The sequence below is a fragment of the Magnetospirillum gryphiswaldense MSR-1 v2 genome (assembly GCF_000513295.1).
Classification (GTDB): domain Bacteria; phylum Pseudomonadota; class Alphaproteobacteria; order Rhodospirillales; family Magnetospirillaceae; genus Magnetospirillum; species Magnetospirillum gryphiswaldense.
The window spans coordinates 3,017,102-3,042,174 of sequence record NC_023065.1 but is presented as its reverse complement, the minus strand read 5'-3'; the positions used below and the strand labels follow the sequence as shown (position 1 = coordinate 3,042,174).

Annotated in this window: 26 protein-coding genes and 1 tRNA gene; 10 read left to right on the top strand and 17 right to left on the bottom strand. The window is 60.6% G+C overall.

What is annotated here, in order from left to right; translation table 11 throughout:
- From MGMSRV2_RS14525 to MGMSRV2_RS14490, 8 genes are all read left to right on the top strand, one after another.
- Window positions 1-753 carry a cyclic nucleotide-binding domain-containing protein gene (locus MGMSRV2_RS14525; RefSeq protein ID WP_041633655.1) on the top strand — a complete coding sequence of 251 codons (753 nt, stop codon included), beginning with the start codon at window positions 1-3 and terminating at the stop codon, window positions 751-753.
- A gap of 221 nt (window positions 754-974) precedes the next feature.
- On the top strand, window positions 975-1,808 hold the full coding sequence (gene panB, locus MGMSRV2_RS14520; protein WP_041634573.1) for a 3-methyl-2-oxobutanoate hydroxymethyltransferase: 834 nt from the start codon (window positions 975-977) through the stop codon (window positions 1,806-1,808).
- 9 nt (window positions 1,809-1,817) lie between these two features.
- Window positions 1,818-2,681, top strand: coding sequence for a pantoate--beta-alanine ligase (gene panC / locus MGMSRV2_RS14515; protein ID WP_024081107.1), 864 nt, complete (start codon window positions 1,818-1,820; stop codon window positions 2,679-2,681).
- A complete protein-coding gene (locus MGMSRV2_RS14510) occupies window positions 2,674-3,966 on the top strand; it encodes an NCS2 family permease (RefSeq protein ID WP_024081106.1) in 1,293 nt (430 codons plus the stop codon). Before panC ends, MGMSRV2_RS14510 begins: the two co-directional genes overlap by 8 nt.
- Window positions 3,967-4,020: 54 nt before the next feature.
- Window positions 4,021-4,105 (top strand) — tRNA-Leu (locus MGMSRV2_RS14505).
- Window positions 4,106-4,180: 75 nt separating this feature from the next.
- Window positions 4,181-4,867 carry a DUF6538 domain-containing protein gene (locus MGMSRV2_RS14500; protein ID WP_024081105.1) on the top strand — a complete coding sequence of 229 codons (687 nt, stop codon included), beginning with the start codon at window positions 4,181-4,183 and terminating at the stop codon, window positions 4,865-4,867.
- A gap of 52 nt (window positions 4,868-4,919) precedes the next feature.
- Window positions 4,920-5,881, top strand: a protein-coding gene (locus MGMSRV2_RS14495; protein ID WP_144084247.1) for an IS630 family transposase whose coding sequence is annotated in 2 segments (ribosomal slippage) — window positions 4,920-5,268 and window positions 5,268-5,881 — 963 coding nt in all. Because the reading frame shifts where the segments join, the coding sequence is not laid out codon by codon here.
- 9 nt (window positions 5,882-5,890) lie between these two features.
- Window positions 5,891-6,403 (top strand): tyrosine-type recombinase/integrase, encoded by a 513-nt coding sequence (locus tag MGMSRV2_RS14490; protein ID WP_024081104.1) that lies wholly within the window; start codon window positions 5,891-5,893, stop codon window positions 6,401-6,403.
- Between the two features lie 948 nt (window positions 6,404-7,351).
- Here the strand turns inward: MGMSRV2_RS14490 and MGMSRV2_RS14475 are convergent.
- The 4 genes from MGMSRV2_RS14475 to MGMSRV2_RS14460 all read right to left on the bottom strand — a co-directional run bounded on the left by MGMSRV2_RS14475 (window position 7,352) and on the right by MGMSRV2_RS14460 (window position 10,692).
- Window positions 7,352-7,558, bottom strand: a complete 207-nt coding sequence (locus tag MGMSRV2_RS14475; RefSeq protein WP_024081101.1) for a hypothetical protein — start codon at window positions 7,556-7,558, stop codon at window positions 7,352-7,354.
- Between the two features lie 143 nt (window positions 7,559-7,701).
- Window positions 7,702-8,352: a protein phosphatase CheZ gene (locus tag MGMSRV2_RS14470; protein ID WP_158497776.1), complete on the bottom strand. Its 651-nt coding sequence runs from the start codon at window positions 8,350-8,352 to the stop codon at window positions 7,702-7,704.
- A gap of 158 nt (window positions 8,353-8,510) precedes the next feature.
- Window positions 8,511-10,202: a methyl-accepting chemotaxis protein gene (locus MGMSRV2_RS22225; RefSeq protein WP_024081099.1), complete on the bottom strand. Its 1,692-nt coding sequence runs from the start codon at window positions 10,200-10,202 to the stop codon at window positions 8,511-8,513.
- Window positions 10,177-10,692, bottom strand: coding sequence for a PAS domain-containing protein (locus tag MGMSRV2_RS14460; protein ID WP_024081098.1), 516 nt, complete (start codon window positions 10,690-10,692; stop codon window positions 10,177-10,179). The genes MGMSRV2_RS22225 and MGMSRV2_RS14460 overlap by 26 nt, the downstream gene beginning before the upstream one ends.
- A 145-nt stretch (window positions 10,693-10,837) precedes the next feature.
- Between MGMSRV2_RS14460 and MGMSRV2_RS14455 the strand changes: the two genes are divergently transcribed.
- The gene (locus MGMSRV2_RS14455; protein ID WP_024081097.1) at window positions 10,838-11,308 is read left to right on the top strand and encodes a bacteriohemerythrin; all 471 of its coding nucleotides are present in this window, start codon (window positions 10,838-10,840) and stop codon (window positions 11,306-11,308) included.
- Between the two features lie 84 nt (window positions 11,309-11,392).
- Here MGMSRV2_RS14455 and MGMSRV2_RS14450 read toward each other — a convergent pair whose 3' ends face one another.
- The 8 genes from MGMSRV2_RS14450 to MGMSRV2_RS14410 form a co-directional block, all read right to left on the bottom strand.
- Window positions 11,393-11,680 carry a hypothetical protein gene (locus MGMSRV2_RS14450; RefSeq protein ID WP_041634567.1) on the bottom strand — a complete coding sequence of 96 codons (288 nt, stop codon included), beginning with the start codon at window positions 11,678-11,680 and terminating at the stop codon, window positions 11,393-11,395.
- A 47-nt stretch (window positions 11,681-11,727) separates the two neighbouring features.
- Window positions 11,728-12,477, bottom strand: a complete 750-nt coding sequence (locus tag MGMSRV2_RS14445; protein ID WP_024081096.1) for a hypothetical protein — start codon at window positions 12,475-12,477, stop codon at window positions 11,728-11,730.
- Entirely contained in the window at window positions 12,474-14,372 is a 1,899-nt protein-coding gene (locus tag MGMSRV2_RS14440) for a DEAD/DEAH box helicase family protein (protein ID WP_041633653.1), read from the bottom strand. The genes MGMSRV2_RS14445 and MGMSRV2_RS14440 overlap by 4 nt, the downstream gene beginning before the upstream one ends.
- 673 nt (window positions 14,373-15,045) lie before the next feature.
- The gene (locus MGMSRV2_RS14430; RefSeq protein WP_024081093.1) at window positions 15,046-15,816 is read right to left on the bottom strand and encodes a substrate-binding periplasmic protein; all 771 of its coding nucleotides are present in this window, start codon (window positions 15,814-15,816) and stop codon (window positions 15,046-15,048) included.
- 84 nt (window positions 15,817-15,900) lie between these two features.
- Window positions 15,901-16,131, bottom strand: a complete 231-nt coding sequence (locus MGMSRV2_RS14425; RefSeq protein ID WP_024081092.1) for a TraR/DksA family transcriptional regulator — start codon at window positions 16,129-16,131, stop codon at window positions 15,901-15,903.
- A 90-nt stretch (window positions 16,132-16,221) separates the two neighbouring features.
- A complete protein-coding gene (locus MGMSRV2_RS14420) occupies window positions 16,222-16,971 on the bottom strand; it encodes a PhoH family protein (protein ID WP_024081091.1) in 750 nt (249 codons plus the stop codon).
- Between the two features lie 278 nt (window positions 16,972-17,249).
- Window positions 17,250-17,663 carry a hypothetical protein gene (locus tag MGMSRV2_RS14415; protein WP_024081090.1) on the bottom strand — a complete coding sequence of 138 codons (414 nt, stop codon included), beginning with the start codon at window positions 17,661-17,663 and terminating at the stop codon, window positions 17,250-17,252.
- The gene (locus MGMSRV2_RS14410) at window positions 17,663-18,406 is read right to left on the bottom strand and encodes a tetratricopeptide repeat protein (protein WP_024081089.1); all 744 of its coding nucleotides are present in this window, start codon (window positions 18,404-18,406) and stop codon (window positions 17,663-17,665) included. The genes MGMSRV2_RS14415 and MGMSRV2_RS14410 overlap by 1 nt, the downstream gene beginning before the upstream one ends.
- A gap of 69 nt (window positions 18,407-18,475) precedes the next feature.
- On the opposite strand from MGMSRV2_RS14410, the gene MGMSRV2_RS14405 reads away from it, so the two are divergent.
- Window positions 18,476-19,318, top strand: coding sequence for an SDR family oxidoreductase (locus MGMSRV2_RS14405; RefSeq protein ID WP_024081088.1), 843 nt, complete (start codon window positions 18,476-18,478; stop codon window positions 19,316-19,318).
- Here the strand turns inward: MGMSRV2_RS14405 and MGMSRV2_RS14400 are convergent.
- The 5 genes from MGMSRV2_RS14400 to MGMSRV2_RS14380 all read right to left on the bottom strand — a co-directional run bounded on the left by MGMSRV2_RS14400 (window position 19,308) and on the right by MGMSRV2_RS14380 (window position 25,031).
- Window positions 19,308-20,189 (bottom strand): CheR family methyltransferase, encoded by an 882-nt coding sequence (locus tag MGMSRV2_RS14400; RefSeq protein ID WP_024081087.1) that lies wholly within the window; start codon window positions 20,187-20,189, stop codon window positions 19,308-19,310. The two genes, MGMSRV2_RS14405 and MGMSRV2_RS14400, sit on opposite strands and share 11 nt — an antisense overlap.
- Before the next feature lie 4 nt (window positions 20,190-20,193).
- On the bottom strand, window positions 20,194-21,351 hold the full coding sequence (locus tag MGMSRV2_RS14395; protein WP_024081086.1) for a protein-glutamate methylesterase/protein-glutamine glutaminase: 1,158 nt from the start codon (window positions 21,349-21,351) through the stop codon (window positions 20,194-20,196).
- Window positions 21,352-21,385: 34 nt separating this feature from the next.
- Window positions 21,386-21,751, bottom strand: a complete 366-nt coding sequence (locus MGMSRV2_RS14390; protein ID WP_024081085.1) for a response regulator — start codon at window positions 21,749-21,751, stop codon at window positions 21,386-21,388.
- Window positions 21,752-21,816: 65 nt separating this feature from the next.
- The gene (locus tag MGMSRV2_RS14385) at window positions 21,817-22,302 is read right to left on the bottom strand and encodes a chemotaxis protein CheW (RefSeq protein WP_024081084.1); all 486 of its coding nucleotides are present in this window, start codon (window positions 22,300-22,302) and stop codon (window positions 21,817-21,819) included.
- The gene (locus tag MGMSRV2_RS14380) at window positions 22,299-25,031 is read right to left on the bottom strand and encodes a hybrid sensor histidine kinase/response regulator (protein WP_024081083.1); all 2,733 of its coding nucleotides are present in this window, start codon (window positions 25,029-25,031) and stop codon (window positions 22,299-22,301) included. Before MGMSRV2_RS14380 ends, MGMSRV2_RS14385 begins: the two co-directional genes overlap by 4 nt.
- Window positions 25,032-25,073 lie beyond the last annotated feature (42 nt).

Sequence of the window (25,073 nt, the reverse complement as noted above, 5' to 3'; positions counted from 1 at the left end):
ATGCCGCCCCTGGATTACGACGATCACAAGGTCGCCCGTGACGCCGATATCGGCGCGCCGCCGTGCCGCAATTGCGACGTGGTCCGCGAAATCGCTTTTTGCGCCGAGTTGAACCACGACGAAATCAAGCGTCTGGCCACGGTGCGCTGCCATGCCCATCTGCCGGCCAGCTTTACCATCTTCCGCGAAGGTGATCCGGCCGATCACGTCTATTCCATCGCCACCGGCGCGGTGAAGCTTTACAAGTTGTTGTCCGACGGTCGGCGTCAGATCATCGGCTTTTTGTTTTCGGGCGAGATGTTCGGGTTGGGGCTGGATAACGGCTATGCCTATACGGCGGAAACGGTGACGCAGACGCAATTGTGCCGCTTCACCCATCGCAAGCTGGAAAGCGTGTTGGGCGACATCCCCAAGCTGGAACGCAAGATGTTTTCCATGACCGTCAAGGATCTGGTGGCGGCACAGGAACAGATGTTGCTGTTGGGGCGCAAGACCGCGCGGGAAAAGGTGGCGACCTTTTTGCTGAAACTGTCGCAGCGGGCGGAAATCCAGGGCATGCCGGCCAGTCCCGTCGCCCTGCCCATGAGCCGGGCCGACATCGCCGATTATCTCGGCCTGACCATCGAGACGGTCAGCCGGACCTTTACCCAGTTGAAGCGTGAAGGGGTGATCGGCCTGCCGGCCTCGGGCCACGTGTTGATGACCGACGAAAAAGCCCTGCGCGATCTGGCCGAGGGCGGCGGGGCGCATTAGAGCATTTTCGCGCGAAGCGTGGATATGCGACGAGCCGGGATCGCAGACGTGTGCTCCGCACACAGTGGCGTCTGAGCGGCCCGTCACGGGCCATTTGTAATGGTTTGGGCTTGTTTCCGCTTTAGCTGAAACAAGCCTAAATGCGCAAGACGTTACTTATTATCGTTTGACTTCAACCGGCCAAGATGGAAAACCATGGCCGCCTGCTGTTGGAGGATCCGTTGAGCGCCGAAGTCAAAGTCAAACGCGTCACCACCCGCGACATCCGTGCTCGTAAGGGCGGCGGCCCCGTCGTGGTGCTGACCGCTTATACCGCCCCCATCGCCCGTCTGCTCGATCCCCACGTGGACGTTTTGCTGGTGGGCGATTCGGTCGGGATGGTGCTTTACGGCATGGACACCACCTTGGGCGTCACCGTGGATATGATGATCAATCATGGACAGGCGGTGATGCGCGGCTCGACCCATGCTTGCGTGGTGGTCGACATGCCGTTCGGCTCGTATCAGGAAAGCAAGGAACAGGCCTTCCGCAACGCCGCGCGCATCATGAGTGAAACCGGCTGTGCCGCCGTCAAGCTGGAAGGCGGTCGTGAAATGGCCGAAACCATCCGCTTCTTGACCGAGCGCTGCATTCCGGTGATGGCCCATATCGGCCTGAAGCCGCAGGCGGTGCACGCCGCCGGCGGTTTCCGCGCCCAGGGTCGCATCGAGGCCGAAGCAGAACAGATCCGCGACGATGCCCGCGCCATCACCGAGGCCGGTGCCTTCTGCGTGGTGGTCGAAGGCACGGTCGAGCCGGTGGCGCGGGCGCTGTCGGCGGAAATCGGCATTCCCACCATCGGCATCGGCGCCTCTCCCGCCTGCGACGGTCAGGTGCTGGTGACCGAAGACGTATTGGGGCTGTTTTCCGATTTCACCCCTAAATTCGTCAAGCGTTACGCTGATCTGTCCACGCCGATCAGCGAAGCGGCGGCGCGTTATGCCGCCGAGGTCAAGTCCCGCGCCTTTCCGGGCCCCGAACATTGTTTCGGTCTGCCCAAGACGCCCAAAGCATAGAGGTCTGCCATGTCCGAGAGCCTGGACATCGTCCGTACCAAAGCCGATTTGCGGGCCCGGGTGCGCTATTGGCGCGATCAGGGGCTGAACGTCGCCTTCGTTCCCACCATGGGGGCCTTGCATGAAGGCCATCTGACACTGGTCCGTGCCGGGCTGGAGATGGCCGACCGGGTGGTGGCCTCGGTGTTCGTCAACCCGACCCAGTTCGGCCCGAACGAGGATTTCAGCCGCTATCCGCGCCAGGAAGAGCTGGATGCCGCCCTGCTGGCCGGGGCTGGCTGTCATCTGCTGTACGCCCCGAGCGTCGAGGAAATGTATCCGCCCGGCTTCGCCACCACGATCAGCGTCGGCGGCGTGTCGGAAGGCCTGTGCGGCGATGTGCGGCCCGGCCATTTCGATGGCGTCGCCACCGTGGTGACCAAGCTGTTGTTGCAGGCGCAGCCGCATGTGGCCCTGTTCGGCGAAAAGGACTGGCAGCAATTGGCGGTGATCCGCCGGCTGGTGCGTGATCTGGATGTGCCGGTGGACGTGGCCGGCGTCCCCACCGTGCGCGAGGCCGACGGTCTGGCCAAGTCGTCGCGCAACGCCTATCTGTCGGCGTCGGAACGGGCCATCGCCCCGGTGCTCTATCAGGTACTCAACCATATCGCCGAAGGTCTGCGCCAGGGCGGGGTGGCCGCGGATTTGTGCGCCCAAGGCCGGGCCCGCATCCTGGAGGCCGGTTTCATTTCGGTGGATTACCTGGAAGCGCGCGGCGCCGATGGGCTGGAACCGCTGGAGCGGCTGGACCGTCCGGCCCGCATCCTGGTGGCGGCCCGCCTGGCCGGGGCGCGGTTGATCGACAATCTGGCGGTGGAGCCCGGCCATGCTTGAACGCCTGTTCAAGCTGCGCGCCCACAATACCGATGTGGGCACCGAGGTGCTGGCCGGGGCCACCACCTTCTTGACCATGGCCTATATCATCTTCGTCAATCCGGCCATGCTGGCCGATGCCGGCATGGACAAAGGCGCGGTGTTCGCCGCCACCTGCATCGCCGCCGCCATCGGCTCGGCGGTGATGGGGCTTTACGCCAATTATCCCATCGCCCTGGCTCCGGGCATGGGGCTCAACGCCTATTTCACCTATGGCGTGGTGCTGGGCATGGGCCATTCCTGGCAAGTGGCCCTGGGCGCGGTGTTCGTGTCGGGCTGCCTCTTCCTGATTCTGGCTTTGACCAAAGTGCGCGAAGCCATCATCAACGCCATCCCGCATTCGCTCAAGCTGGCCATATCGGCTGGCATCGGCCTGTTCTTGGGCATCATCGCCATGAAGAACGCCGGCATCATCACTGGCCATCAGGCGACCTTGGTCACCTTGGGCAACGTTGCCCAGCCCCAGGCCATCCTGGCGGTGGCGGGCTTCATGGTCATGGTGGCGCTGGATGCCCGCAAGGTGCCGGGCGCCATCATGATCGCCATCCTGGGGACCACCGCCACGGGCATGGCCCTGGGGGTGACGCCGTTTGGCGGCATCATGTCCATGCCGCCGTCGCTGGCCCCGACCTTCTTGCAGATGGATGTGGCCGCCGCCCTCAATCTGGGGCTGATCGCCATCGTCTTCGCCTTCTTGTTCGTCGACCTGTTCGACAATGCAGGCACCTTGATCGGTCTGGCCCATCGCGCCGGCATGCTGGATGAAAAGGGTCGGCTGCCGCGCATCGGTCGGGCGCTGATCGCCGATTCCACCGCCGCCATGGCCTCGGGTGTGCTGGGCACCTCGACCACCACCAGCTATATCGAAAGCGCCGCCGGCATCAAGGCCGGTGGTCGCACCGGACTGACCGCCGTGGTGGTGGCGTGCTGCTTCCTGCTGGCTCTGTTCCTGGCGCCGCTGGCGTCGTCGATTCCGGCCTATGCCACCGCCCCGGCGCTTTTGTTCGTCGCCTGCCTGATGGCGCGCGGTCTGGCCGACATCGCCTGGGATGACCTGACCGAGGCGGTGCCGGCGGTGGTCACCGCCCTGGCCATGCCGCTGACTTTTTCCATCGCTCACGGTATTTCGTTCGGCTTCATCGCCTTCGTCGGCATCAAGGTGCTGGCCGGGCGCTGGCGTGACGTCAGCCCCACCGCGGCCCTGCTGGCGGTGGCTTTCGTGCTGAAATATGCGTTGTTGGGTTAAATCCCAATTGACCGGGGCGTTGGGATCGCTATTATCGCGGTCCCAATCCACGGTGCCCTAGTGGCGGAATTGGTAGACGCAGTCGACTCAAAATCGACCGCCGAAAGGCTTGCTGGTTCGAGTCCGGCCTGGGGCACCAATTTCCTTTAGCACACCCATGGTAACCCCATGATTTCCAACGGTTTCGTCAAGATTCCGTCTGGAGGGGTAGACCATGCGGGTGACCAAAGCGGCACCATTTATCTTCAGCAAGCGCGGCATCTTCTATTTCACGCGGCGCATCCCGAGTGATCTGTCGGGCCACTATCGTTGCTCCCGAATCACCCTTTCCCTTCGCACCCGGTCCATAAGAGCCGCCCAAGCCCGAGCTGCGGCACTGGCTGGCAAGCTCGACCAAGATTGGTTGTCGCTCCGCTGGCAGAGCAAGGACGACCAGTTCTCTCGGTTCCTGTCTGACCGAGTGGTCGCAGCCCGGCTGATCTCCAATGCCCCCACCTTGTCGGAAGCTGCCAAGATTTATGTCGAAGCCAAGCAAGCTGGTCGCCCCCAGACTTTCCATCAGGCTGTTGATCGTATCGTGTCCCGGATGGTCGCAGTGGCGGGTGACAAGCCCATCGACACCTTCACCCGAGAGGAAGCCAACGCCCTGCGCAATGCCTTTCGGGCCAAGGGCCTGACCACAGCGTCCATCAAGCGAGCCTTCAACGTCATCAGGGCCATGGTCAACTTCGTGGCGAGGGAACTCGGTCTGGACGAGATACGAACATTCTCATCCATCTACTTCGGTGAGAGTGATGGGGAGACCAAGACGAAGCGTTCGCCCTTTGGGGATGCTGAACTCAAGACCATCCAGGCTAGAGCGGTTTCACGCCGAGCGGAATCGGTAGAGGATTCCCCCTGAGGTCATTTTGTGATTCAACATCTTCGGTAACAACGCTCCCGAGGATGATGCGATGACGTGGCGCTCAGGGCAGTCCTATTCTCAGGACTTGCGCGATAGAGTTTTGGCGGCTGTGGACAGCGGCATGAGCGCCTACGAGGTGGCGCCGCTGTTCCGGGTGAGCGTTTCGTACATCTACAAGGCCCAAGGCCGCCGCCGGGCCACCGGCGAGACGACGGTGAAGCCACGGCCTGGGCGGCCAGGACAGAAGCTGGCGGCTCACCTTGAGGCGTTGCAGGCGCAGATCAAGGTCGAGCCCGATGCCACGCTGGCTGAGTTGCGCGCCTGGGTTCTGGCCGAATTGGGCGTGTCGATCAGCGTCGGCGGCCTGTGGAACACGCTTGAGCGGCTCGACCTCAGTCTGAAAAAAAGAGTGCGCATGCTGCCGAGCAGGAACGTCCCGACGTAGCCGAAGGACGCATCGCCTGGCGAGCCGAGCAGCCGGCGCTGGACCCAACCCGCTTGGTCTTCCTTGATGAAACCGGGGCATCGACCAACATGACCCGGCGCTACGGACGGGCGCCGCGCGGTCAGCGGCTGCTGGCTGCGGTGCCGCACGGTCATTGGAAAATGACCACCTTCGTCGGGGCGCTCCGGCATGACGGAATCTCCGCCCCCTTCGTCATCGACAAGGCGATGAATGGCGCGATCTTCCTGGCCTATGTCGAGCAGGTCCTGGCTCCGACCTTGCGGCCCGGCGACATCGTCGTAATGGACAATCTGCCCGCCCACAAGGTGGCAGGGGTCAAGCAACTCATCGAAGCCCGAGGGGCCACCCTGCGGTATCTGCCGCCCTACTCCCCAGACCTCAATCCCATCGAGCTCGCCTTCGCCAAGCTCAAGAGCCTGCTGCGAAAGGCGCAAGCTCGCACCATCAACACCTTATGGGACGTGATCGGAAAACTCATCGACCTGTTTCCGCCCGAGGAATGCGCCAATTTCTTCGCCCACGACGGATATGGACGCTCGATGTGAAAATGCTCTATGTGTCAGGACCTCGATGATGAGCCAAGGTGGCTGATCGGTTTGATCAGCGACAGTGGGATGCGTTTGGCTGAAGCCGCTGGCTTGACCAAGGATGATGTGGTCCTTAATGACAAGTTCCCACACATCAATCTTCGCCCTCACCCTTGGCGTCAGCTCAAGACCCAGAGTAGCGCCAGGATCGTGCCTTTGGTCGGGGTGTCGTTGTGGGCGGCGCAAAGAGCTGTCGCTGTCTCGACCAACGCATTCCTCTTCCCGAAGTACTGCGACGAGCAGGAATGCAAAGCCAACTCCGCCAGCGCGGCTCTGAATAAGTGGATGTCACCCAGGGTGCCCAAGGGGTGCGTGGTCCATTCGTTTCGGCACAGCCTGCGAGACCGACTGCGAGCCATCGAGTGCCCGAGGGACATCGTTGACCGGCTTGGCGGCTGGACCGTGGATGGGATTGGTGAGGCCTACGGCAATGGCTACCCGATCCATGTCCTGCACAAATGGATGGAGGCGATTGCCTGAGCCAGGAGGTCTACCCCTCCAGACGGAATCTTGACGAAACCGTTGGAAATCATGGGGTTACCATGGGTGTGCTAAAGGAAATTGGTGCCCCAGGCCTTCTCGGCTTTGGGTTCCTTTCCCACCACAGGCACCCTCTAGGCCCCTGATTCCAACGATTTCAAGAGTCTAGGTGTCTCCAGGTTCGATGTCCAGAGGCACCTTTGGTCTACCGTTTGGTCTACCGCTGACCGGCCCATGGCGGTGGCCCCAAAGCCACCCTGGGGCATTCCATGGGGACACCGGCAGCAGTCCCATAGGAGAAACTGCCGGTCATCTGTGGGGCCTGGTCGAGATGGTCGAAGGTCTGGAGGCCCCGCTATGGGGGACACTGCCAGACACCCCCAGGTGCGATATGGGGCTGAGATTTTGTCGTCGGAATATTCAGGGGGCCTGGCTGACCCTGGAGGTCACCGAGGGGCTCCCCATCGCTTCCTTTTCGGTCTCCCTGTCCACTTCCGTCCTGGGTGACGGGGTGCTGATCTTGTGGGAGGATTAATAGGGGGATGGACTTCTCATTCTCTCCTATAGAGCCTTCACCCCCCTATTTAATCCGAGAGGAAACCCATGGCTGCCCCAGAGTCAGCTTCAGCGTCAGTGCCAGGATCAGTACTAGTACCAGTACCACCAGTGTCATCTATCGCATTCGTGGAGAGGATGGAGAAGCACTGGGTGGAGACCCTGGGGAACGCTTCGAGTGACAAGCTCAGGGCCATCTGGGGGCAACTGGCGGAGGCGTTTGGTCAGGCCATCGGTGCCCATGGCACTGACGATGAGAGGACCTGGAGAGTCCTTCAGCCGCCTACGGGGACTGGGAAGACCCAAGGGTTGTGTGTCTATGCCGCCATGCTGGACCCTGGCGAATGAACGGGATGTGCCAGTTCCGGCCAGCTAAGAATGTACATCGCGAAACTAAACCACCAACGAAAGACCGAGCCGAGTGCCGACTTCCGCCAAAAGGCTCACGAGGTCACTGTCCATAAGGTCCTTGGCCAGCGCCATACCGATGCAAAGGCGCAGAATATCGTCCGTCGAAGCTGTCACGCTGATGTTGGCAACAACCTGAGTTGCTAGCCGCTTAATCTCTACCTGCGTCACGAAGCCTGTTTCCCAGGTCATTTCGTTACCTCCCGATTGCGGAGGTGAATAACGGATGAAATGGGCGAATTCAAGTTACATTGCGTAGAGGAAACCCTCAGCGAAACCATATTCATATTTCCAGGGCGTGACCGGATGAATAATCACCACCAATCCAACCCCAGTTAGCCGAACATCGCGTCGATGTCGTTCTGACTAATTCCGATGCCATCGAGTTGTGGGCCATTAAGAAGCCGGGCGTCACCTTCACGAAGGTCTTCCTTTGGCGAAGAGATGTCATTAGCGGCGGCCTCTTCACCCCAGATGGCGATCATAGCGTTAACGCGCTGCTCGACATATTTGAGGGTATTGACCACCTTGGTGATTCTCTGGCCGGTAATGTCTTGGAAATTGCAGGCTTCCAATATCGCCGTCATTTTTTCCGAAATGTCGTTGAGGATACCGCCTGCATAGGCGTTGGATACGTGGGAACGTAGTTCCTGCGCCATGGTATCCACGGCCTCGACCGAATCGAGAATGGACTGGGTGGCGTCCTCGGTCGCGGCAACCACTGCATCCAATTCGTTGGCTACGATGGTTATGTGATCATCGCTGCCCGCAGGCCCCGAAGGCCGGATGGCGGCAATCTCTAACTTGGTTTCTGCAATGCATTTCGCGAGGCCGTGTAATTCTGCCTTGAGAAGAACCACCGCCGCATCGTCACCGCTATCAGTGACAGGCTCCCCGACGAGGGGATTGGCCGCCACGCTAGGTTGCTTGAGAGCCGCGACTTCGCTGCGAAGCGATGAAATTTCACCCCGCATGTCGGTGATCATTGCAACCAAGGTATCTAGCGTTGCCTCAGGCTTCGCCTTTGCTCTCCGCTCGTGCATTTGGCGCTCAGCCGAATACATGGGCCGGGAAGTGGCTGGCAGATGAGGAGGAACCATCTGAGACCCTCTTAAAATCTATCGAATCTACCCGGAGGTCAGCTTCAGAACCTTCCTGTGACCCCACTGCTTATCTGGGCAGGTTCGTTGATCAAGCGGTCGAGACACGCAATCACGCGTTCAGAAGCGCCCCCAACTTCGCCTATGAGACGGATGGCTTCTTCTTCATTTCCGCCATTGAATGCCTTTACCACGGACATGCCGGTCTGATGAACATCCCGGTGACAGCCTTCCAACTCAATGAAGGCGGGGTGTTGCCGGAACGGCATCGAACCTGGGCCGAAATACCATTTCCCAAGCCGACAGGTCTGTTCACTGGAAAGCTCTTCCGCCTTCAGCGTGATCTTACCGATGACCATATCGACAAGACGTTTTTTCCAGATAACATGATCAGCCTTGGCGATTGTGACGATCTTGTTGGGAATCTCTTGATCATTAAGCAGGGTCAACAGCGAGCCGATCTCGGCCTCAACGCCTGAAAGAGCGTTCGTGCTTCTTTCGATGGCTTGAGCGTTCTGTTCCCCCAGATGGGCTACCTTCTGGATGCCGCTAGATATTTCATTCGCCGCAGCGGCTTGCTGAGACAGGATATGAGATACCTCGGCCATACGCTCGGTCGTGTTGCTGACGAGTTCGCTAATCTCGCCCATACGGCGATCCATGGTCTCCATCGAATGGCGACCTGTGGCAATTGCTTCCGTGCCTTGGCCCATCGTGGTGACGATCCCTGCCATTTCCTGGCGAAGGGTGTTGATGCGCTCCCCAATGTCGAGAGTAGCCCGTGCCGTCTGATTGGCGAGGTTCTTGACCTCATTCGCTACGACAGCAAACCCCTTTCCAGCTTCACCAGCTCTGGCCGCCTCAATGGTCGCGTTCAAGGCGAGAAGGTTGGTCTGGGCCGCAATATCCTCAATGGAAGACAGGATGTCCCCAATGGCTTCTGACGCCTTAGCCAAATCGGCAACCTTCTGGGCGGCTTCGCGAACAACGGCTTCAATTGTGGAAAATTCTAGCATGGCTTCCGAAACGACTTGCCGCCCAGCCTCGGTAACCGAGTGGGCTTCCATGGACAGCCCTGCAACACCTTCACTTTGGTGGCTGATCTCCTGGATGCTGGACACCAATTCCTCAGTTGCCGCAGCCATGCCCTGCGCCTCATCACGGGCGCTGTGAATGCCGGTGATGATACTGGCGTTGGCAATGGCACCTTCGTTGATGGTCATCGAGATTGACACTGCGTCTTTGAGCATGCGGCTGGTGAACATTCCCAGCTTAGCATTGCTTTCGCCCATGACACCCAGGGTCTTGTTCACGTCATGGGAGTAGCGAATGAACTCCCCTCGCAGCCCCTTACCGACGATATTGCGGTAAAAGCGGCCTTCGGCGGCGGCGTACATTGCCGCATCCGCCTCTTTCGCGAATGCCTCGGTCTGATCCAACACGCGATTTATATTTCGAAGCAGCTCGCCGATAGTGCCATGGCCACGGATGCCTAACACCCGAACCCTGAGACGACCTTCAGCGGCTTGGCTCAGAACCGCAACACCTTTGCCCAGGCTGGCATTGGTCCGTCGTAGCCACATCACCGCCAGCACCAACATCACGGATGCCGCCAGCACCAAGGCAGTAAGGCCGGAGGCTCCTCTTGCCATGTCCCAAGCCATCACGATCACCATCAGCACCAATGCGATGACGACTGCTGCCAGCGCCTTAGAGGCTGAAGACAAACTGCTCATAGCTCACTCCCTTCTCAGCGAGAATGGACAGCAGCAGATTGGTCGCCGCATCAATCCCAGCCTTTCGGTCGGTATGCCGCCCTTCTTCTTCCAGAAGGCGGGCATACAACGGCTCAATGACGTTGATGGCTTTGCGATCTGGAGATCGACGATTGGAGTGGTAGCCCACCATGTCGCCATTGTCGTCAAGATCGACCGTCACATGAGCATAGACCCAGTAATAGTCGCCGTTTTTGCAGCGATTGACCACGTAGGCGAACAGTTCCCTGCCCTGGGAAATGGTGTCCCAAAGAAGCTTGAACACGCATCGGGGCATAGCCGGATGCCGGATCATGTTATGTGGTTTTCCGATCAACTCGGCTTCCGCGTATCCTGAGATGCGAATAAAAACGTCGTTGCAATAGGTCATTCTCCCCTGAAGGTCCGTCTTGCTGACGATGATCTCATTATCGCGGAAGCTGCGCTCACTTCCGCTAATGCCGCTGGCCATGCAGTTAGCCTTCCTTGACAAACCCATTCTAAGGGCATTTGTTGCTTTCTTGTTACATTGGTCATATCACGGACGGATGGTTAGCCACAACCTGACGGCTCGGCAGGAATGACCCGTGTCAAAAATCCATGTTAGGGGTGGGCCTATGGGTGCCGAGACCGTTCAAAGCGCGACTCCTGATTGGACCCCTGAAATGTCCGTGGGCAATGACACGCTGGACTCCGACCACAAGGCATTTTTTGACATTGCTCGGCTGCTTTACGATTCGCTTTCAGCGAAGCAGGACCAGGGAATGATCATCACCAGCACTCTCATGATCCTAGAAGAGTATGTAGATGGGCATTTCCTTCGCGAGGAAAAGGCGCTGAAGGCGGTCGGCTATACGCAGCTCGCGGAACATCACCATAAACACCGCAAGTTTCAAGCCAGGGTGAGGGCGATTTCCGAAACCTATCAAAGTGGCACCAAGTCAGCGGCGGACGACCTTCCCAACCTCGTCATCCAATGGCTCACTCACCACATTCTCAATGAGGACATGCAGTACAAACGGTGGATCAGAGATTCCGCCGTTGATCCTCGCCCCCTCGCTTTTCTGGCTGTGGAAGCCGCAGGATAATGTCTTCGCTCCGGGATGAGACGCAGCAACTATCAGAAGCCTGATGACGGGGTTGGGCCATCTGCTGCCATTCGGCTTGTCAAGTCACCCGGCTGCCGCCTTCTCCATCAGCAAGCCAATCTCCATGGCCGCTGCAATCACAGCGTCACCCATCGGGCCCCGAATTTCGTCAGGCAATGTGACAGCGGTTCGCCATGATCCATCTGGCGCTCGGTAGTTCGGCAGGGTGATTTCGGTCTTGGAAGCGTCAGCGCGAACCTGAACGCCGTGGATGACGATGGACACGCCATCGAGGATCAATTCTACATCGGCCAGTGCCAGTACGCGGCCAGCATGGATGGCCGTTACCTGAAGGACGCTGATGGTGGCCATGCTGGTTACGTCCAGTCCACCTCCACTCTCTTGCGCAGATGATTCTGTCATGACCCACCATTGCGCCGTCTCAAGGTGAACTCCCTCACCTCCAGTTGATGATCGACCAGCAACTCTACGGCCTCCTCCATGGCCACCCCAATATGCCTCAAGACCCTCCCACGGCTCGCTGGGTACACATGCAGTTCCTCCACGACCATGCTCGGCGGTTGTCCTGATCCAGGCCGGGAAGGCAGCTCGCGCTCCCATCGCTTATGGGTCCCTGAGGCCATCCTATGGATGATCTTGGCGGCTTGGACCTTCTTGAACTCGGCCGTGGAGATAGCCTCAGGGTCCTCTCGGAGCGCCATCTCGACCGCCAACCATGCGGCGATCACTAGCAGCGGATCAACATCACGCTTCCTTAGCCGTGCCCAAGCTGCCCTGGCGCGTTCCTCCGGTGACATCCCGCGCAGCCTGAAGGCCTCCACATGAGGCCCTGCGCTCTGGTAGAGGCCGCGAACACGGTGGATGGCGTCCTTCACCCAGAAATCCTCAAGATTGGCGTTGAGCCACGCCAAGGCTGCCCGGCGGTATGGGTTGATCTGCTTGGCCGTATAACTGCCCCTGTAGGCAGTGCCGTGACGCTGATGGTGATCTGCATGAGATCGGCAGAACCGCATGTCTAAGCCGCCAGAGGTTCCCGCTCTGGTGGGGTTGCGACAGCCGATGACCCGACAGCGACCGAAGAATGGGTTCGGCTCTTCGGCCCGGCCCTTCACGTCCTCCTTGCGCTTACGGCGGCGATCCGGGGTCATTGCTTCACCAGTTTGGAGCCACCTCGGCCTCGCCCAGGGAGATATGAAACCTGAAGATCGACCAAGCCTTTGGCTAGGGGATGCTCCGGATTACGAAGGCAAGGAGCTACGTTTTCTCGCCACTTCTCGTAGCTGATCTCCAATTCATTCCTGATGTCTGTAACAGGGTACTCCCCACGTTCTTTGCTTTCCATATGAGCCAGAATGGCTTCATGGGATGAGCCACGGCGCACCGTCGGTTCTCTTGAGCATTCCTGATCTAACTCAAAATCCCATGCGGCGACCTTGATCGCTGGCATGTCAGCTTGGATCGAATCCAGAATGCTGTCACCGGCTGCTCCTCGGGGAAGAAGGATAAATGCATCGGTAGGAGCGCAGTTGCCAACCTCGTCGATCACCTTCCGGCATTGGACCCGATTTAAAGCTTGGATAACCGAAACAGCGATCTGCCTCCGCTGCATCTCGATGCGGACATCGTCGTATTGTTTGAACACGGGATTCTGGATCCAGTCATCTTCCTGGCGACCTTGAAATGCCATGAAGGCGTTGTTGGCCCAGGTCAATTGATCACGATAGGAAAGGCCAAAGAGAACGACTACATCACAGTCCTTCCAATCGTTCCGACCGTCGATGGCTCCCCAATGCCCTACGCTGTACTTGGCAAACTCGGGCTCAAATGTTTTGGCGTAAGGTGCAACTTTTTTATGGCAGCATAGGAAGACGCGGCGGCCTTGACCGAGCCGAGCCGCTAAATCGGCCAGCAGCCTTTGCAATCTTTTCTGGTGAAGCTGTTCCATCTTGGTTTTGCCAATGCCATCACATCGGGCGACATGAAGAGTGACGTTGCCGTAAGCCCTGGCATCGGCGGGAACGGCATAGACCCTGGCTTTGTGGCTGAACAGTTCCCAGAGGAAATTCTGGGTAGCCGTCGCATCCAGAACTGCTGGTCCTGGTAAAGAATCAGGGATCGCGAGCCTTGCGCAGTTTAGAGTGTGGCGGTCACCCTTGCTGGCGTAATACGCCCAGTTAGCCATGACCCCTTCAAGGCCCTGAAGCGTTTCGTCGACCCTGTCGCGGAAGCGATGCCGGGTCGCCAAAGAGTTCTCTTGCAGAACTGTCTGGTCATAGGGATGGTTCCACAGAGCAGCCCTCAGACCGTCCATTGAGGACTCCGGTGGCATCGCCATGGTGCCTTTCCAGACCATCCTCGTCATGGTCATGGCATATTCTGGTTTCGCTGCAACCATCTCAGACATCTTTTGGAAGATCTCATCGGCCTCCCTAAGACACAGGATTGGGTCAGGGAACCTCATTCTGATTTCCTCAGGGATATGCCCCAGGGCCTGCGAAATGGCCGACGATGTGATCTGGTACTCTTCGACCATATTGGCCAAAGCCTCATCGATGACGGTCAGCTTCCTCCGTCCATGGTTCCATTCTACCAGTACTGACCACTTATCTGCCCTATCCCCAGCAAGCCCGATAGCGGCGTTGACGTAAGCCTGATGGGTCACCACCAGGATGTCTGAGCCAGCCACCTCATCTGCCGACACCATCGCTTCTGAATGTTTGGCGATGGCCACCTTGGCACCGGCATGGTGATTGATGCTCTCGACCACCTCGTTGCACTGATCAATCAGCCGGGTGACCACCAGCATCCCCACCTTGTTCCCATCGGCCACCCTAAGATTCCCCTCAGCCAGCATGGCGGCATAGACACACAACCCTTGGGTCTTCCCAGTCCCCGTAGGCGGCTGAAGGACTCTCCAGGTCCTCTCATCGTCAGTGCCATGGGCACCGATGGCCTGACCAAACGCCTCCGCCAGTTGCCCCCAGATGGCCCTGAGCTTGTCACTCGAAGCGTTCCCCAGGGTCTCCACCCAGTGCTTCTCCATCCTCTCCACGAATGCGATAGATGACACTGGTGGTACTGGTACTAGTACTGATCCTGGCACTGACGCTGAAGCTGACTCTGGGGCAGCCATGGGTTTCCTCTCGGATTAAATAGGGGGGTGAAGGCTCTATAGGAGAGAATGAGAAGTCCATCCCCCTATTAATCCTCCCACAAGATCAGCACCCCGTCACCCAGGACGGAAGTGGACAGGGAGACCGAAAAGGAAGCGATGGGGAGCCCCTCGGTGACCTCCAGGGTCAGCCAGGCCCCCTGAATATTCCGACGACAAAATCTCAGCCCCATATCGCACCTGGGGGTGTCTGGCAGTGTCCCCCATAGCGGGGCCTCCAGACCTTCGACCATCTCGACCAGGCCCCACAGATGACCGGCAGTTTCTCCTATGGGACTGCTGCCGGTGTCCCCATGGAATGCCCCAGGGTGGCTTTGGGGCCACCGCCATGGGCCGGTCAGCGGTAGACCAAACGGTAGACCAAAGGTGCCTCTGGACATCGAACCTGGAGACACCTAGACTCTTGAAATCGTTGGAATCAGGGGCCTAGAGGGTGCCTGTGGTGGGAAAGGAACCCAAAGCCGAGAAGGCCTGGGGCACCACTCTCTTCCCATTCGATGTCTTAAGCAATCGAGCGGGCGCTTACGCAGCGCCCGACCCGTTTCTATTCCCAGTCGGCCAAGCCATAGCCGGCCAGGATGGCGGCCAGACGGCCATTGCGCCGCAAGGCGATGATGCCGTTATCCAGGGCATCGGCCAGGGAATTGCCGCGATGGCGGGCCAGTGAGAACGAAATGTGTAGGCTGCCGCCGGCCAACCGCCCGGCGGTGCGCACCTTGCCGGTGCGACCGGTACGGATGATGGTGTCGCGCAGCACCGCCTCGTCGTCCAAGACCAGGTCCACCTGCCGGTCCAGCAACCGCCCCAGATTGGTTTCGGCGGCGCGGTTGCCGGCCTGGGCCAAGACCTGCTGGGGGTGTTGCGCCAGCCAGGCGTCGATGTCGGTGGAATAGCTGTAATCCTTCACCGTGCCGATGCGCCGCCCGGCCAGGGAGGTCATGTCGATGAAGTTGAACGGATCATCGGCACGGACGGCGAAGGCATTGGATTGCCGCCCCAGGGGGAGCCGGTTGCGCGGCAGATCGGGGGCTTCGCCCGGCAAGGTGCCGACGATGCCGTCGGCCAAGCCGGCGCGAATTTCATTCAATCCGGTGGCCCAGGGTCGTATCTGGTACTGGGTCTTCAGCCCGGCCAGGGCAAAGGCTTCGCGCGCGATGTCGATCATATAGCCCGATCGACCGCTGCTTGGGTCGCAGGTATGCGGGCACCAATGGTCGGCGGTCAGAATAACCGTGTCCGCCGCATTCACCCCAGTGGGAGCGAGCAGGGACAGCCACAGGATCACCACCCATGGCCATGGGGTCTTTTCGCGCATGGGCAAATCCTAAAGACCGGATGTCACCGGGAAAACCGGCGCCATCCGAATCTCGCCCGCCCGTGGTGCCGCGTCAAGTCCGCTTCAGCGAGGACCGCAGCGGTTGTGACGGCGGTTTTCCGCTTCGATATCGGCGGCGCATTCCTTGCAGTGGCGGGCATGCGGGGTCGCCCGCAGCCGCTCGGGTTCGATGTCGCAGCCGCAAGCCCGGCAAATACCGGAGGACGGCGCCCCCGATGTGCGCGCCAGCACCGCCTGCAGGGCGACGGCATTGAAGGCGTCAATCCGTTCGGCGGCGCAATCGATATCGTCCATGAAACTTCCCCTCGTCCCACTAGATATAGAGGACAGAATTATCCATCACGCCCCCGCCCGGGCAAAATGAAAAGTTGGTTATGTCTTTGCTCACAAGACGGTCAGCATTGACGCGACCAGAGGGTGGCGGACAATGTCGGATTCGGCCAAATCCACCACCGCCACGTCGGGCAGGCTGCGCAACCGGTTGGCGATATCGGCCAAGCCGGACAGGCCGGGCAGCAGATCGGTTTGGTCGGGGTCACCGGTCAGCACCATAGTCGAGTGCCAGCCCAGCCGGGTCAGCAACATTTTGATCTGGCCATAGGTGCAGTTCTGCGCCTCGTCGATGACGATGAAGGCGTTGTTGAGGGTACGACCGCGCATATAGGCGATGGGCGCTACTTCGATGGTGCCGTCGGCGATGCAGGCGCGCAGGCGTTTGCCGCCCAGGCGATCGGACAGGGCGTCGTAAAGCGGGCGCAGATAGGGGGCCAGCTTGTCTTGTAGGTCGCCGGGCAGGAAGCCTAAGGATTCGCCGGCCTCCACCGCCGGGCGCGACAGGATGATGCGCGACACCTTGCCTTCGTCGAAGGCCTCGACCGCCGCCGAAATGGCCAGGAAGGTCTTGCCTGTCCCCGCCGGCCCCAGGGCAACACTCAGGTTATGGGTGCGGATGGCCTCCATCAGCTGCTTCTGGCCTTCGCTTTGCGGGCGCACCTTACGCATATAGGATTTGTCGCGCCCGGCCTCCCCATCCTCGTCCTCGCCAAGGGGGTGCCAGGAATTGTCGGTCGGATACAGGGCAATGACGGAATTGGATTTGGATTGCGGGTGATGACGCGCCGGACGTTTGGCCATACCGTTTACCCCCAAGGATGTTGGAAACAGGGCACATAACAAAAAAGCCTTCCACAACGGGAAGGCTTGGCATGATCGGCGGGTGAGGGACGCAAACCCCGCACCAAAACGGCGGGTGCGTCTGCGTCAAGGGAGTGCGGTGCTTGGTTGAGGCACAAAGCGACATGTTCCGTCAAAGCCACCAATCAATCATGACGCTAACAGAAGCGGATTCCCGCTGTCATCAATAAAAATCACCTGATCTAGTGTGTCATCAAACAACAATACATAGGTTTTGATTAAATTGTTTGCACGTGCCAGCGCAAGGGGCGGCTTTGGCGGCGTTCCATGCGTGGGCGGACCTGTCCGTCGGCCATATTGACATAGCAATAAAGGCGTTGGGCGCTGGGCAGGTCCAGCAGTTTCAGCCAGACAACACCATCGACGTTCAGGGCATCGCCGGGCTCCACATCGGGGCTGTCTTGTGGGGTGAAGCTCAGGTGATAGCCATCGGTGGGGCTCAGAGGGGAGTCGGGGTCCAGGTAATGCAGCCGCAAGTGCCGACGGTCGCCCAGCGGGTCCAACGGCACCAGGAAGTGGTTGACGTGATCCTTGCCCACGCGTTCCGCTTTCAGGCACAAGGTGCGGATGCCGTTCACCTCGGCAACCACCCATTGGCCGGCATTGATTTCATAGGCAGGGCGACTTTCCATCACTTCACCTTGACGTCCAGCATTTCCAGGTTCTTGCGCGCCAAATCGGCGGCATCGGATTCGGGGGCCAGTTCCATGGTCCGCAGCCAGGTGGCGCGGGCCGATTTGTCGTCGCCCTGCAACCGGGCCAGGATGCCACGTTCCAGCAGGGCATCGGGATAGTCGGGATCAAGCTTCAGCGCCTGGTGGATGTCGTCGGTGGCGCCGGGGATGTTGTCGACGAAGCGAAAGGCGGTGCCGCGCAGGGTCAAGGCCTCGACCCGGTTGGGTTGGGTGCGCAGGACTTTCGACAGCACGTCGATAGCTTCGGCATAATGGTGGACCTGGGCCAGCAACACGGCGTGGTCCAACAGGATGTCGGGGTTGCCCGGCGACAGCAGCAAGGCACCGCGCTGGGCCGAATCGGCGCGCGGAATGTTGCCTTCCAAGATCCACGACTGAGCCGCCTGGGCCAGCATTTCCGCCCGCACGCTGTCTTCGCGCACGCTTTCATTGGCCAGGGTTTCCAGGCGGGTGGCGGCCTCGCCATACTTGCCCAAACCGATCAGAGCCACTGCGGCACAATGGCGGGCGGCCTCGCCGCCGCCCAGGGATTGCCAGGCTAAGGCTTCTTCCCAACCGGCCTCGGGGTTCTTCTTGGCCAGGGTCAGGCAGGCCTGATACTCCTTCGGACCGTCGATGATTTCGGCGGCGGCGGTGAAAGGCAGTATGAGGACAGCGACGAACAGGATGGGGCGCAGCATGGAAACCCGTGTGTTATGGTGAGTGGCCCCCAGTGTGGCGCTGTTGACGGCCTTTGCAAGAGGACATGTATGAACCGGCACCTGTTCATCTTCGGTTTGGGCTTTTCCGCCCGCGTCATCGCCCGCGCTGCCCAGGATCGCGGCTGGCGGGTCAGCGGCACCACCCGTTCGGGCCAGGGCGACGGACTGGACGGTATCACCATTCATGCCTTCGACCGCGATCATCCGCTGCCGGCCCAGGCCTTGGACGGGGTCACCCATGTGCTGTCGTCGGTGCCGCCCGATCATGACGGCGATCCGGTGCTGGACATGGCCGGGGTGGCGCTACGCCAGTTGGCGCCCGCTTGGGTCGGCTATCTGTCGACCACCGGGGTTTATGGCGATTGCCAGGGCGATTGGGTGGATGAGGATGCACCGCTGCGTCCCGATCTCGACCGCTCGCGCCGGCGGGTCTTGGCGGAGCAGGCGTGGCAGGGCAGTGGTTTGCCGGTACAGGTGTTTCGTCTGGCCGGCATCTATGGACCGGGGCGATCGGCCATCGACACGGTGCGCCAGGGACGGGCGCGGCGCATCATCAAGCCCGATCAGGTGTTCAGCCGTATCCATGTGGACGACATCGCCCAGGTGGTGCTGGCCTCGATCGAACGGCCCCATCCCGGACGTGTCTATAATCTTTGCGATGATGATTGTGCGCCGCCGCAGGACGTCATCACCCATGCCTGCGCCTTGCTGGGAGTGGAGCCACCGCCGGAAGTGGAATGGGAACAGGCCCAGGCGAGTTTGTCGCCCATGGCCCTGTCGTTTTACGCCGATAACAAACGGGTCAGGAACGACCGCATCAAGCAGGAGCTGGGGGTGCGCCTACGCTATCCCAGCTATCGCCAGGGGCTGGCGGCGATCCTCAGCGCTTGAGGCCGAAGCTGCTGGCGGCGCTGGGGGCGGCGGTCGATGCCATGGCCGGTGCGGCGGCGCCCGCCCGGGTTACCGAATAGATGCCGCGCTGCTCGGGCACCGGCTTGAACTTGTCGGAAATCCCCAGCACGGTCTCGGCGCCACCCAGATAGAGCAGGCCGTCGTCGGGCATGATCTTGGCGACGTTTTCCAGCACCCGGCTTTTGGTCGGCTGATCGAAATAGATCAAGACGTTGCGACAGAAGACGACGTCGAACTGGCCCAGCGTCTTCAGATCGTGCAAAAGATTGTATTCACGGAACTGCACCATGGCCCGGATCGACGAATCGATCTGCCACATCTCGTTGGTCTTCTTGAAGTACTTGACCAGATACTGGATCGGCAGGCCGCGCTGCACCTCGAATTGCGAGTAAAGACCGGCTTTGGCCTTTTCCAGCATCTCGGTGGAAATGTCGGTGCCGACGATTTCGATCTTCCAGCCGGCCAGCTTGGCGCCTTCTTCCTTCAGGATCATGGCCAGGGAATAGGCTTCCTGACCCGAGGACGACGCCGCCGACCAGATGCGGAACGACTTCTTCTGCGCCCGGTTGGCCAGCAATTGCGGCAGCACCATGGCTTTGAACTGGTCGAACGGTTTGATGTCGCGGAAGAAGAATGACTCGTTGGTGGTCATCGCTTCGGTGACTTCGCGCAGCAATTCCTCGCCGGCGGTGCGCAACGATGCCACCAGATCGTCCAGCCCCTTCAGGCCGCGCTTGCGCGCCACCGGGGTCAGGCGGGATTCCAGCAGATAGGCCTTGTCGCGGCTGATCACCAGACCGGACCGATCCTTCAGCATCTTGGCGATGAAATCGAAATCTTCGGGACGCATGGTCTTAGCGCCTTGTCGCCAGTTTGATCATCCACGGGGCGATGTCGCCCAGTGGCATGACCGCAGAACAGATACCCGCTTGTGCGGCGGCCCCAGGCATACCCCACACCACCGAAGTGGCCTCGTCTTGTGCGATCACCGTACCCCCAGCCTGAACCACCACCGCGCCCCCCTTGGCTCCGTCCGAGCCCATTCCGGTCAGGATCGCCACCAACACCCGCTTGCCGTAGGCGGCGGAAATGCTGCGCAGCATGGGATCGACGGAGGGCCGGCAGAAATTTTCCGGAGCATCCTTGGTCAGCCGCAAAATCTTGTCGGCGCCCTTGGTTTCCACCAGCATGTGAAAATCACCGGGCGCCACATAGACGCGACCGGGTTTGATGACTTCGCCGTCCTGGCCTTCCTTGGCATCCCAACCCGAGACCCGGCTGATATGCTCGGCCAGGATGGTGGTGAAGGTTGCCGGCATGTGCTGGGTGATCAGGATCGGCTGCTTGACCGTGCCGGCGCGCATGGTGCCCAGCAGGTTGAACAAGGCCTGCGGACCGCCGGTGGAGGAGCCGATGGCGATGACGTCCGGCGGCTCCGGCGTATGGGTGCGCAACTTGATGGGGGCGGTGGGGCTTAGTGCCGATGGGCGCGGCGCTGACGGAGCCAGGGTCGGGCGGGTCGTGCTGGTGGTGCCAGGCCGCGCCTTGCGATTAGGGTCACGGCGACGGGCTTGCCCCAAGGCCTTGACCTTGCCCAGCAACTCGGCCTTGAAATCCATGCCGCCGGCCAGATCGCGGGTGGCGGTGGGTTTGGGGATATAATCGGCGGCGCCCATGTTGAGTGCGCGCATGGACACGTCGGCACCCTTCAGGGTCAGGGTCGATTGCATGATGATGCGCACACCCGGGTCCACCTGCAACAGCTTGGGCAAGGCGGTCATGCCATCCATCACCGGCATTTCGATGTCGAGCAGGATGACGTCGACTTCCTGGCGTTCCAGGGCCGAGACGGCCATCTGGCCGTTGCCGACCGAGGCGATGACGGCGATACCGGGGTCTTCTTCCAAGATACGGGTGACCAATCCGCGCACCACGGCCGAATCATCGACAAGCATCACCCGCACCTTGTCGGAGGCGGGGGAATTGGCGGCAGTGGCGGCATCAATGGTCATTCGACCTTAAATCCTTTCGTGGCCGGACCCAGGCTTACAGCAGACCGACCTGCGAGAACTTCGCCTGAAGAATCTCGCTATCGAAAGGCTTCATGATGTACTCGTTGGCGCCAGCGGTGATGGCTTCCTGGATGTGCTCGATGTCGTTTTCGGTGGTGCAGAAAACCACCACCGGATGATCGCCGCCGGGCAGTTTGCGCAACTCGCGCAGGAAGTCGATGCCGTTCATCACCGGCATGTTCCAGTCCAGCAGCACCGCGTCGGGCATCTGCACCTTGCAGTAATCCAAGGCCTGCTGGCCGTCCTCGGCTTCGGCGGTGCTAAAGGTCAGCTCATGCAGGATCTTCTTGGCCACCATGCGAATGACCTTGGAATCATCGACGATCAGACAGGACTTCATGCCCCAAATGCCTCCGTATGGTGACGCCAGGAACCCCGATGTCCCTGACGCTTGCCCCAGCTATACTATTCGCTTTTGTTGAAATCCAGAAGCTTGGCAACGTCCAGAACAACCAACAATTTATCATCAAGCCGATAAATACCGGCCGAGAACTCGCGCCACATGGGGTCCAGGGTCGGCGGGTTGCGTTCGAATTTGGCCACCGGCAGGCTTAACACTTCGCCCACCTGATCGACCATCAGCGAATAAAGCTCGCCGCCTTGTTCGACCACCACGCTCATGCCCTTGTTGTCTTCGTCGGCGCGCTTCAGGCCCAGACGCAGACGGACGTCGATGGCGGTGACGATGCGACCACGCAGGTTGAGGGAGCCTGCCACTTCACGCGGGGCCAGCGGGATGCGGGTGATCTTCTGCGGCCCCAGCACATCCTGGACGGTGAGAACGGCGATGCCGAACATCTGCCCGTCGATGAACATGGTGACGTAATCCTGGGTCTCCGGCGCGGCCAACTCGGTGCTGGGGCGCTTGGAGGCGGGGACGATCTGATTCATGCAGCACCTTTAAGGGTGGCGAGGGTCGAGGCGATGGTTTGCAACAGCGAGTCGCGGTCGAACTTGGCCACGTAATCATTGAAGCCGACCTGACGACCACGCTCGAAATCCTTTTCGGTGGCGTGCGACGACAGGGCGATCATCGGGGTGTTGTACCAGCGGCCATCCGAGCGCACGGCGGCGGCGAACTCGAAGCCGCTCATGCCGGGCATTTCGATGTCGCTGATGATCATGTCGAACTCATAGCCCTGCTCGCGCATGGTGAGCGCACGGTCCGCCCCTTCGACGGCGGTGACTTCGTAACCGGCCACCGACAACAGCGGCACCAGCAGATTACGGAAGAACGGGCTGTCGTCGACCAGCAGGATACGCGGGCTGGAATGCTCGTCCTCGCCGTATTCCTTGTCGTTGCGGCCGAACCAGTCGCCGAAGGCCTGCGGCAGGTAATAACCGGCGTCGATGATGGTGGTGGCCTTGCCGGCGATGACGGCGGTACCGATGACGCCGGGATTGTCGGCGGTCAGTTCCACCTTCAGGCGATCCTCGACGATGTCGACGATTTCGTCCACGGCCAGACCCATGGTGTGGTCGCGGTCCGAGAACACCAGCACCGGCTGGCGGCCTTCCTGGCGGAATTGGGTGGTGCCGTCGATGGACACCAGCGGCATCAGATGGCCGCGATACTGGACCATGGGCTTGCCGTGGCTGTATTCGACGTCCTTGATGTCGATCTCTTCCAGACGCGCCACCAGGGCCAGCGGCACCGCCTTGAGATCGTCGCCGCAGGCGCGGAACACCAAGAGGCTGGTCTTGGAATCGTTGCCCTTGTCGCGGGTGACCGTCTGTTCGGTGGTCTGGCCGCCGCCGAGGACGCCGGATTCGCCGGTGGCGCCGGCGATGCCGTTGGGGTCGAGGATCATGATGACCGAGCCGTCGCCCAGGATGGTGTTGCCCGAGAACATGGAGATGTGACGCAGGATCGGCGCCACCGGCTTGACCACGATTTCTTCGGTGTCGAACACGCGGTCGACGATGATGCCGAAGGTGTAGGTGCCGACTTGGGTGACGACGATGAAGGTTTCCTGGTCTTCGCCGTTGGACAGGCGCAACAGCTTCTTCAACGATACCAGCGGCAGCAGGCGGTCACGCAGACGCAGGACGGGCGCGTTGTTGATTAACTCGATGCCGTGTTCGGAATTGTTGGTGACACGCACCAGTTCCAGCACGCTGATCTGCGGGATGGCGAAGCGTTCGGCGGCGCATTCCACGATCAGGGCCGAGACGATGGCCAGGGTCAGCGGAATCTTGATGATGAAGGACGAGCCCTTGCCGGGCTGGCTCTTCAACTCGACGGTGCCGCCGATCTTCTCGATGTTGGTGCGCACCACGTCCATGCCGACGCCGCGACCGGAAACGCTGGTCACCTTTTCGGCGGTGGAGAAACCGGCCTTGAAGATGAACTGGTAAATCTGTTGCGGCGCCATGCCGTCAAGCTCGGATTCGCTGGCCAAGCCGTTGGCGATGGCCTTTTGCTTGATGCGGTCCAGGTTGAGGCCGCGACCGTCATCGGAAATCTCGATGATGATGTGGCCGCCTTCGTGGAAGGCGTTCAGTACCACCTTGCCCACTTCCGGCTTGCCGGCGGCCTTGCGCTCTTCCGGGCCTTCCAGACCGTGATCGGCGGAATTGCGGACCATGTGGGTCAGCGGATCCTTGATCAGCTCGAGAACCTGGCGGTCCAGCTCGGTCTCGGCGCCGAGCATCTGCAGATCGATCTTCTTGTTCATTTCGACCGAGAGGTCGCGGACGATACGCGGCAGCTTGGCCCAGGCATTGCCGATGGGCTGCATGCGGGTCTTCATCACCCCTTCCTGCAGGTCGGTGGTGATGTGGCTCAAGCGCTGCAACGGCGCGGTGAACTCGCTGTCGTCGCGGCCACGCACCATCTGCAACAGCTGGTTACGGGTCAGCACCAGCTCGGAAACCAGGGTCATCAGGTTTTCGAGGAGCTCGACGTTGACGCGAATGGTCTGAGCGGCGACGGCGGATTCAGCGGCGGGGGCGGTGCCGGCGGGCACCACTTCCTTGGTCTGGGCCGGCGGGCTGGCGGGGGCAGCCGGAACCGAAGGCGCCGGCGCCGGCGGCGCGGCGGCAGGTTCGGCGGCAGCGGCGGGCGGCGGCGGGGCTGCCGCGGCGGCGGCGGCTTCCTTGGCCCGTTCCTTGGCCATTTCGGCAAAAAGATCGGTGTCGCTGGCGGCACGCTTGCCGGCGGCATAGGCGGCTTCCACCTCGGCCAGCAGGTCGGCGGCGACCGGGAAGGACGGCGCCTCGGCGGCGGCGGTCGGGGCGGCATAGCGCCCCTCGGCCATGGCGTTCAACGAGGCGATCAGGTCCTCGTCGCTGCCTTCGGGCTCGCATTCATTCTGTTCCAGATGGCCCAGGATCAGCTTGATGCGATCGATGGCCTGCAGGATCAGGGTGACGGCGGCGGGGGTAACCTCGAGCTCGCCATCGCGGAACTTGCCCAGCACGTTCTCGCCGGCATGGGCCACGTGTTCCAGCCGGGGCAGTCCCAGGAAGCCGCAGGTGCCCTTGATGGTATGCACCAGGCGGAAGATGTTTTGCAGGATCGCCGGTTCGGGGTTTTGTTCGAGCTTCACCAGCTCGACGTCGAGCACGGAAAGACTCTCCGAGGTTTCCGTCAGAAATTCGCTAAGGAGATCATCCATGGCCGACTCCAAAACTCCACGCCATCACTGCATTTGCCCGTA

Coding starts and splice junctions, on each gene's coding strand:
- MGMSRV2_RS14525 (WP_041633655.1), top strand. CDS start 1: ATGCCGCCCCTGGATTACGACGATCACAAGGTCGCCCGTGACGCCGAT.
- panC (WP_024081107.1), top strand. CDS start 1,818: ATGTCCGAGAGCCTGGACATCGTCCGTACCAAAGCCGATTTGCGGGCC.
- MGMSRV2_RS14510 (WP_024081106.1), top strand. CDS start 2,674: ATGCTTGAACGCCTGTTCAAGCTGCGCGCCCACAATACCGATGTGGGC.
- MGMSRV2_RS14500 (WP_024081105.1), top strand. CDS start 4,181: ATGCGGGTGACCAAAGCGGCACCATTTATCTTCAGCAAGCGCGGCATC.
- MGMSRV2_RS14490 (WP_024081104.1), top strand. CDS start 5,891: ATGTGTCAGGACCTCGATGATGAGCCAAGGTGGCTGATCGGTTTGATC.
- MGMSRV2_RS14475 (WP_024081101.1), bottom strand. CDS start 7,558: ATGACCTGGGAAACAGGCTTCGTGACGCAGGTAGAGATTAAGCGGCTA.
- MGMSRV2_RS14470 (WP_158497776.1), bottom strand. CDS start 8,352: ATGATCACCGACATGCGGGGTGAAATTTCATCGCTTCGCAGCGAAGTC.
- MGMSRV2_RS22225 (WP_024081099.1), bottom strand. CDS start 10,202: ATGAGCAGTTTGTCTTCAGCCTCTAAGGCGCTGGCAGCAGTCGTCATC.
- MGMSRV2_RS14460 (WP_024081098.1), bottom strand. CDS start 10,692: ATGGCCAGCGGCATTAGCGGAAGTGAGCGCAGCTTCCGCGATAATGAG.
- MGMSRV2_RS14455 (WP_024081097.1), top strand. CDS start 10,838: ATGGGTGCCGAGACCGTTCAAAGCGCGACTCCTGATTGGACCCCTGAA.
- MGMSRV2_RS14450 (WP_041634567.1), bottom strand. CDS start 11,680: ATGGCCACCATCAGCGTCCTTCAGGTAACGGCCATCCATGCTGGCCGC.
- MGMSRV2_RS14445 (WP_024081096.1), bottom strand. CDS start 12,477: ATGACCCCGGATCGCCGCCGTAAGCGCAAGGAGGACGTGAAGGGCCGG.
- MGMSRV2_RS14440 (WP_041633653.1), bottom strand. CDS start 14,372: ATGGAGAAGCACTGGGTGGAGACCCTGGGGAACGCTTCGAGTGACAAG.
- MGMSRV2_RS14430 (WP_024081093.1), bottom strand. CDS start 15,816: ATGCGCGAAAAGACCCCATGGCCATGGGTGGTGATCCTGTGGCTGTCC.
- MGMSRV2_RS14425 (WP_024081092.1), bottom strand. CDS start 16,131: ATGGACGATATCGATTGCGCCGCCGAACGGATTGACGCCTTCAATGCC.
- MGMSRV2_RS14420 (WP_024081091.1), bottom strand. CDS start 16,971: ATGGCCAAACGTCCGGCGCGTCATCACCCGCAATCCAAATCCAATTCC.
- MGMSRV2_RS14415 (WP_024081090.1), bottom strand. CDS start 17,663: ATGGAAAGTCGCCCTGCCTATGAAATCAATGCCGGCCAATGGGTGGTT.
- MGMSRV2_RS14410 (WP_024081089.1), bottom strand. CDS start 18,406: ATGCTGCGCCCCATCCTGTTCGTCGCTGTCCTCATACTGCCTTTCACC.
- MGMSRV2_RS14405 (WP_024081088.1), top strand. CDS start 18,476: ATGAACCGGCACCTGTTCATCTTCGGTTTGGGCTTTTCCGCCCGCGTC.
- MGMSRV2_RS14400 (WP_024081087.1), bottom strand. CDS start 20,189: ATGCGTCCCGAAGATTTCGATTTCATCGCCAAGATGCTGAAGGATCGG.
- MGMSRV2_RS14395 (WP_024081086.1), bottom strand. CDS start 21,351: ATGACCATTGATGCCGCCACTGCCGCCAATTCCCCCGCCTCCGACAAG.
- MGMSRV2_RS14390 (WP_024081085.1), bottom strand. CDS start 21,751: ATGAAGTCCTGTCTGATCGTCGATGATTCCAAGGTCATTCGCATGGTG.
- MGMSRV2_RS14385 (WP_024081084.1), bottom strand. CDS start 22,302: ATGAATCAGATCGTCCCCGCCTCCAAGCGCCCCAGCACCGAGTTGGCC.
- MGMSRV2_RS14380 (WP_024081083.1), bottom strand. CDS start 25,031: ATGGATGATCTCCTTAGCGAATTTCTGACGGAAACCTCGGAGAGTCTT.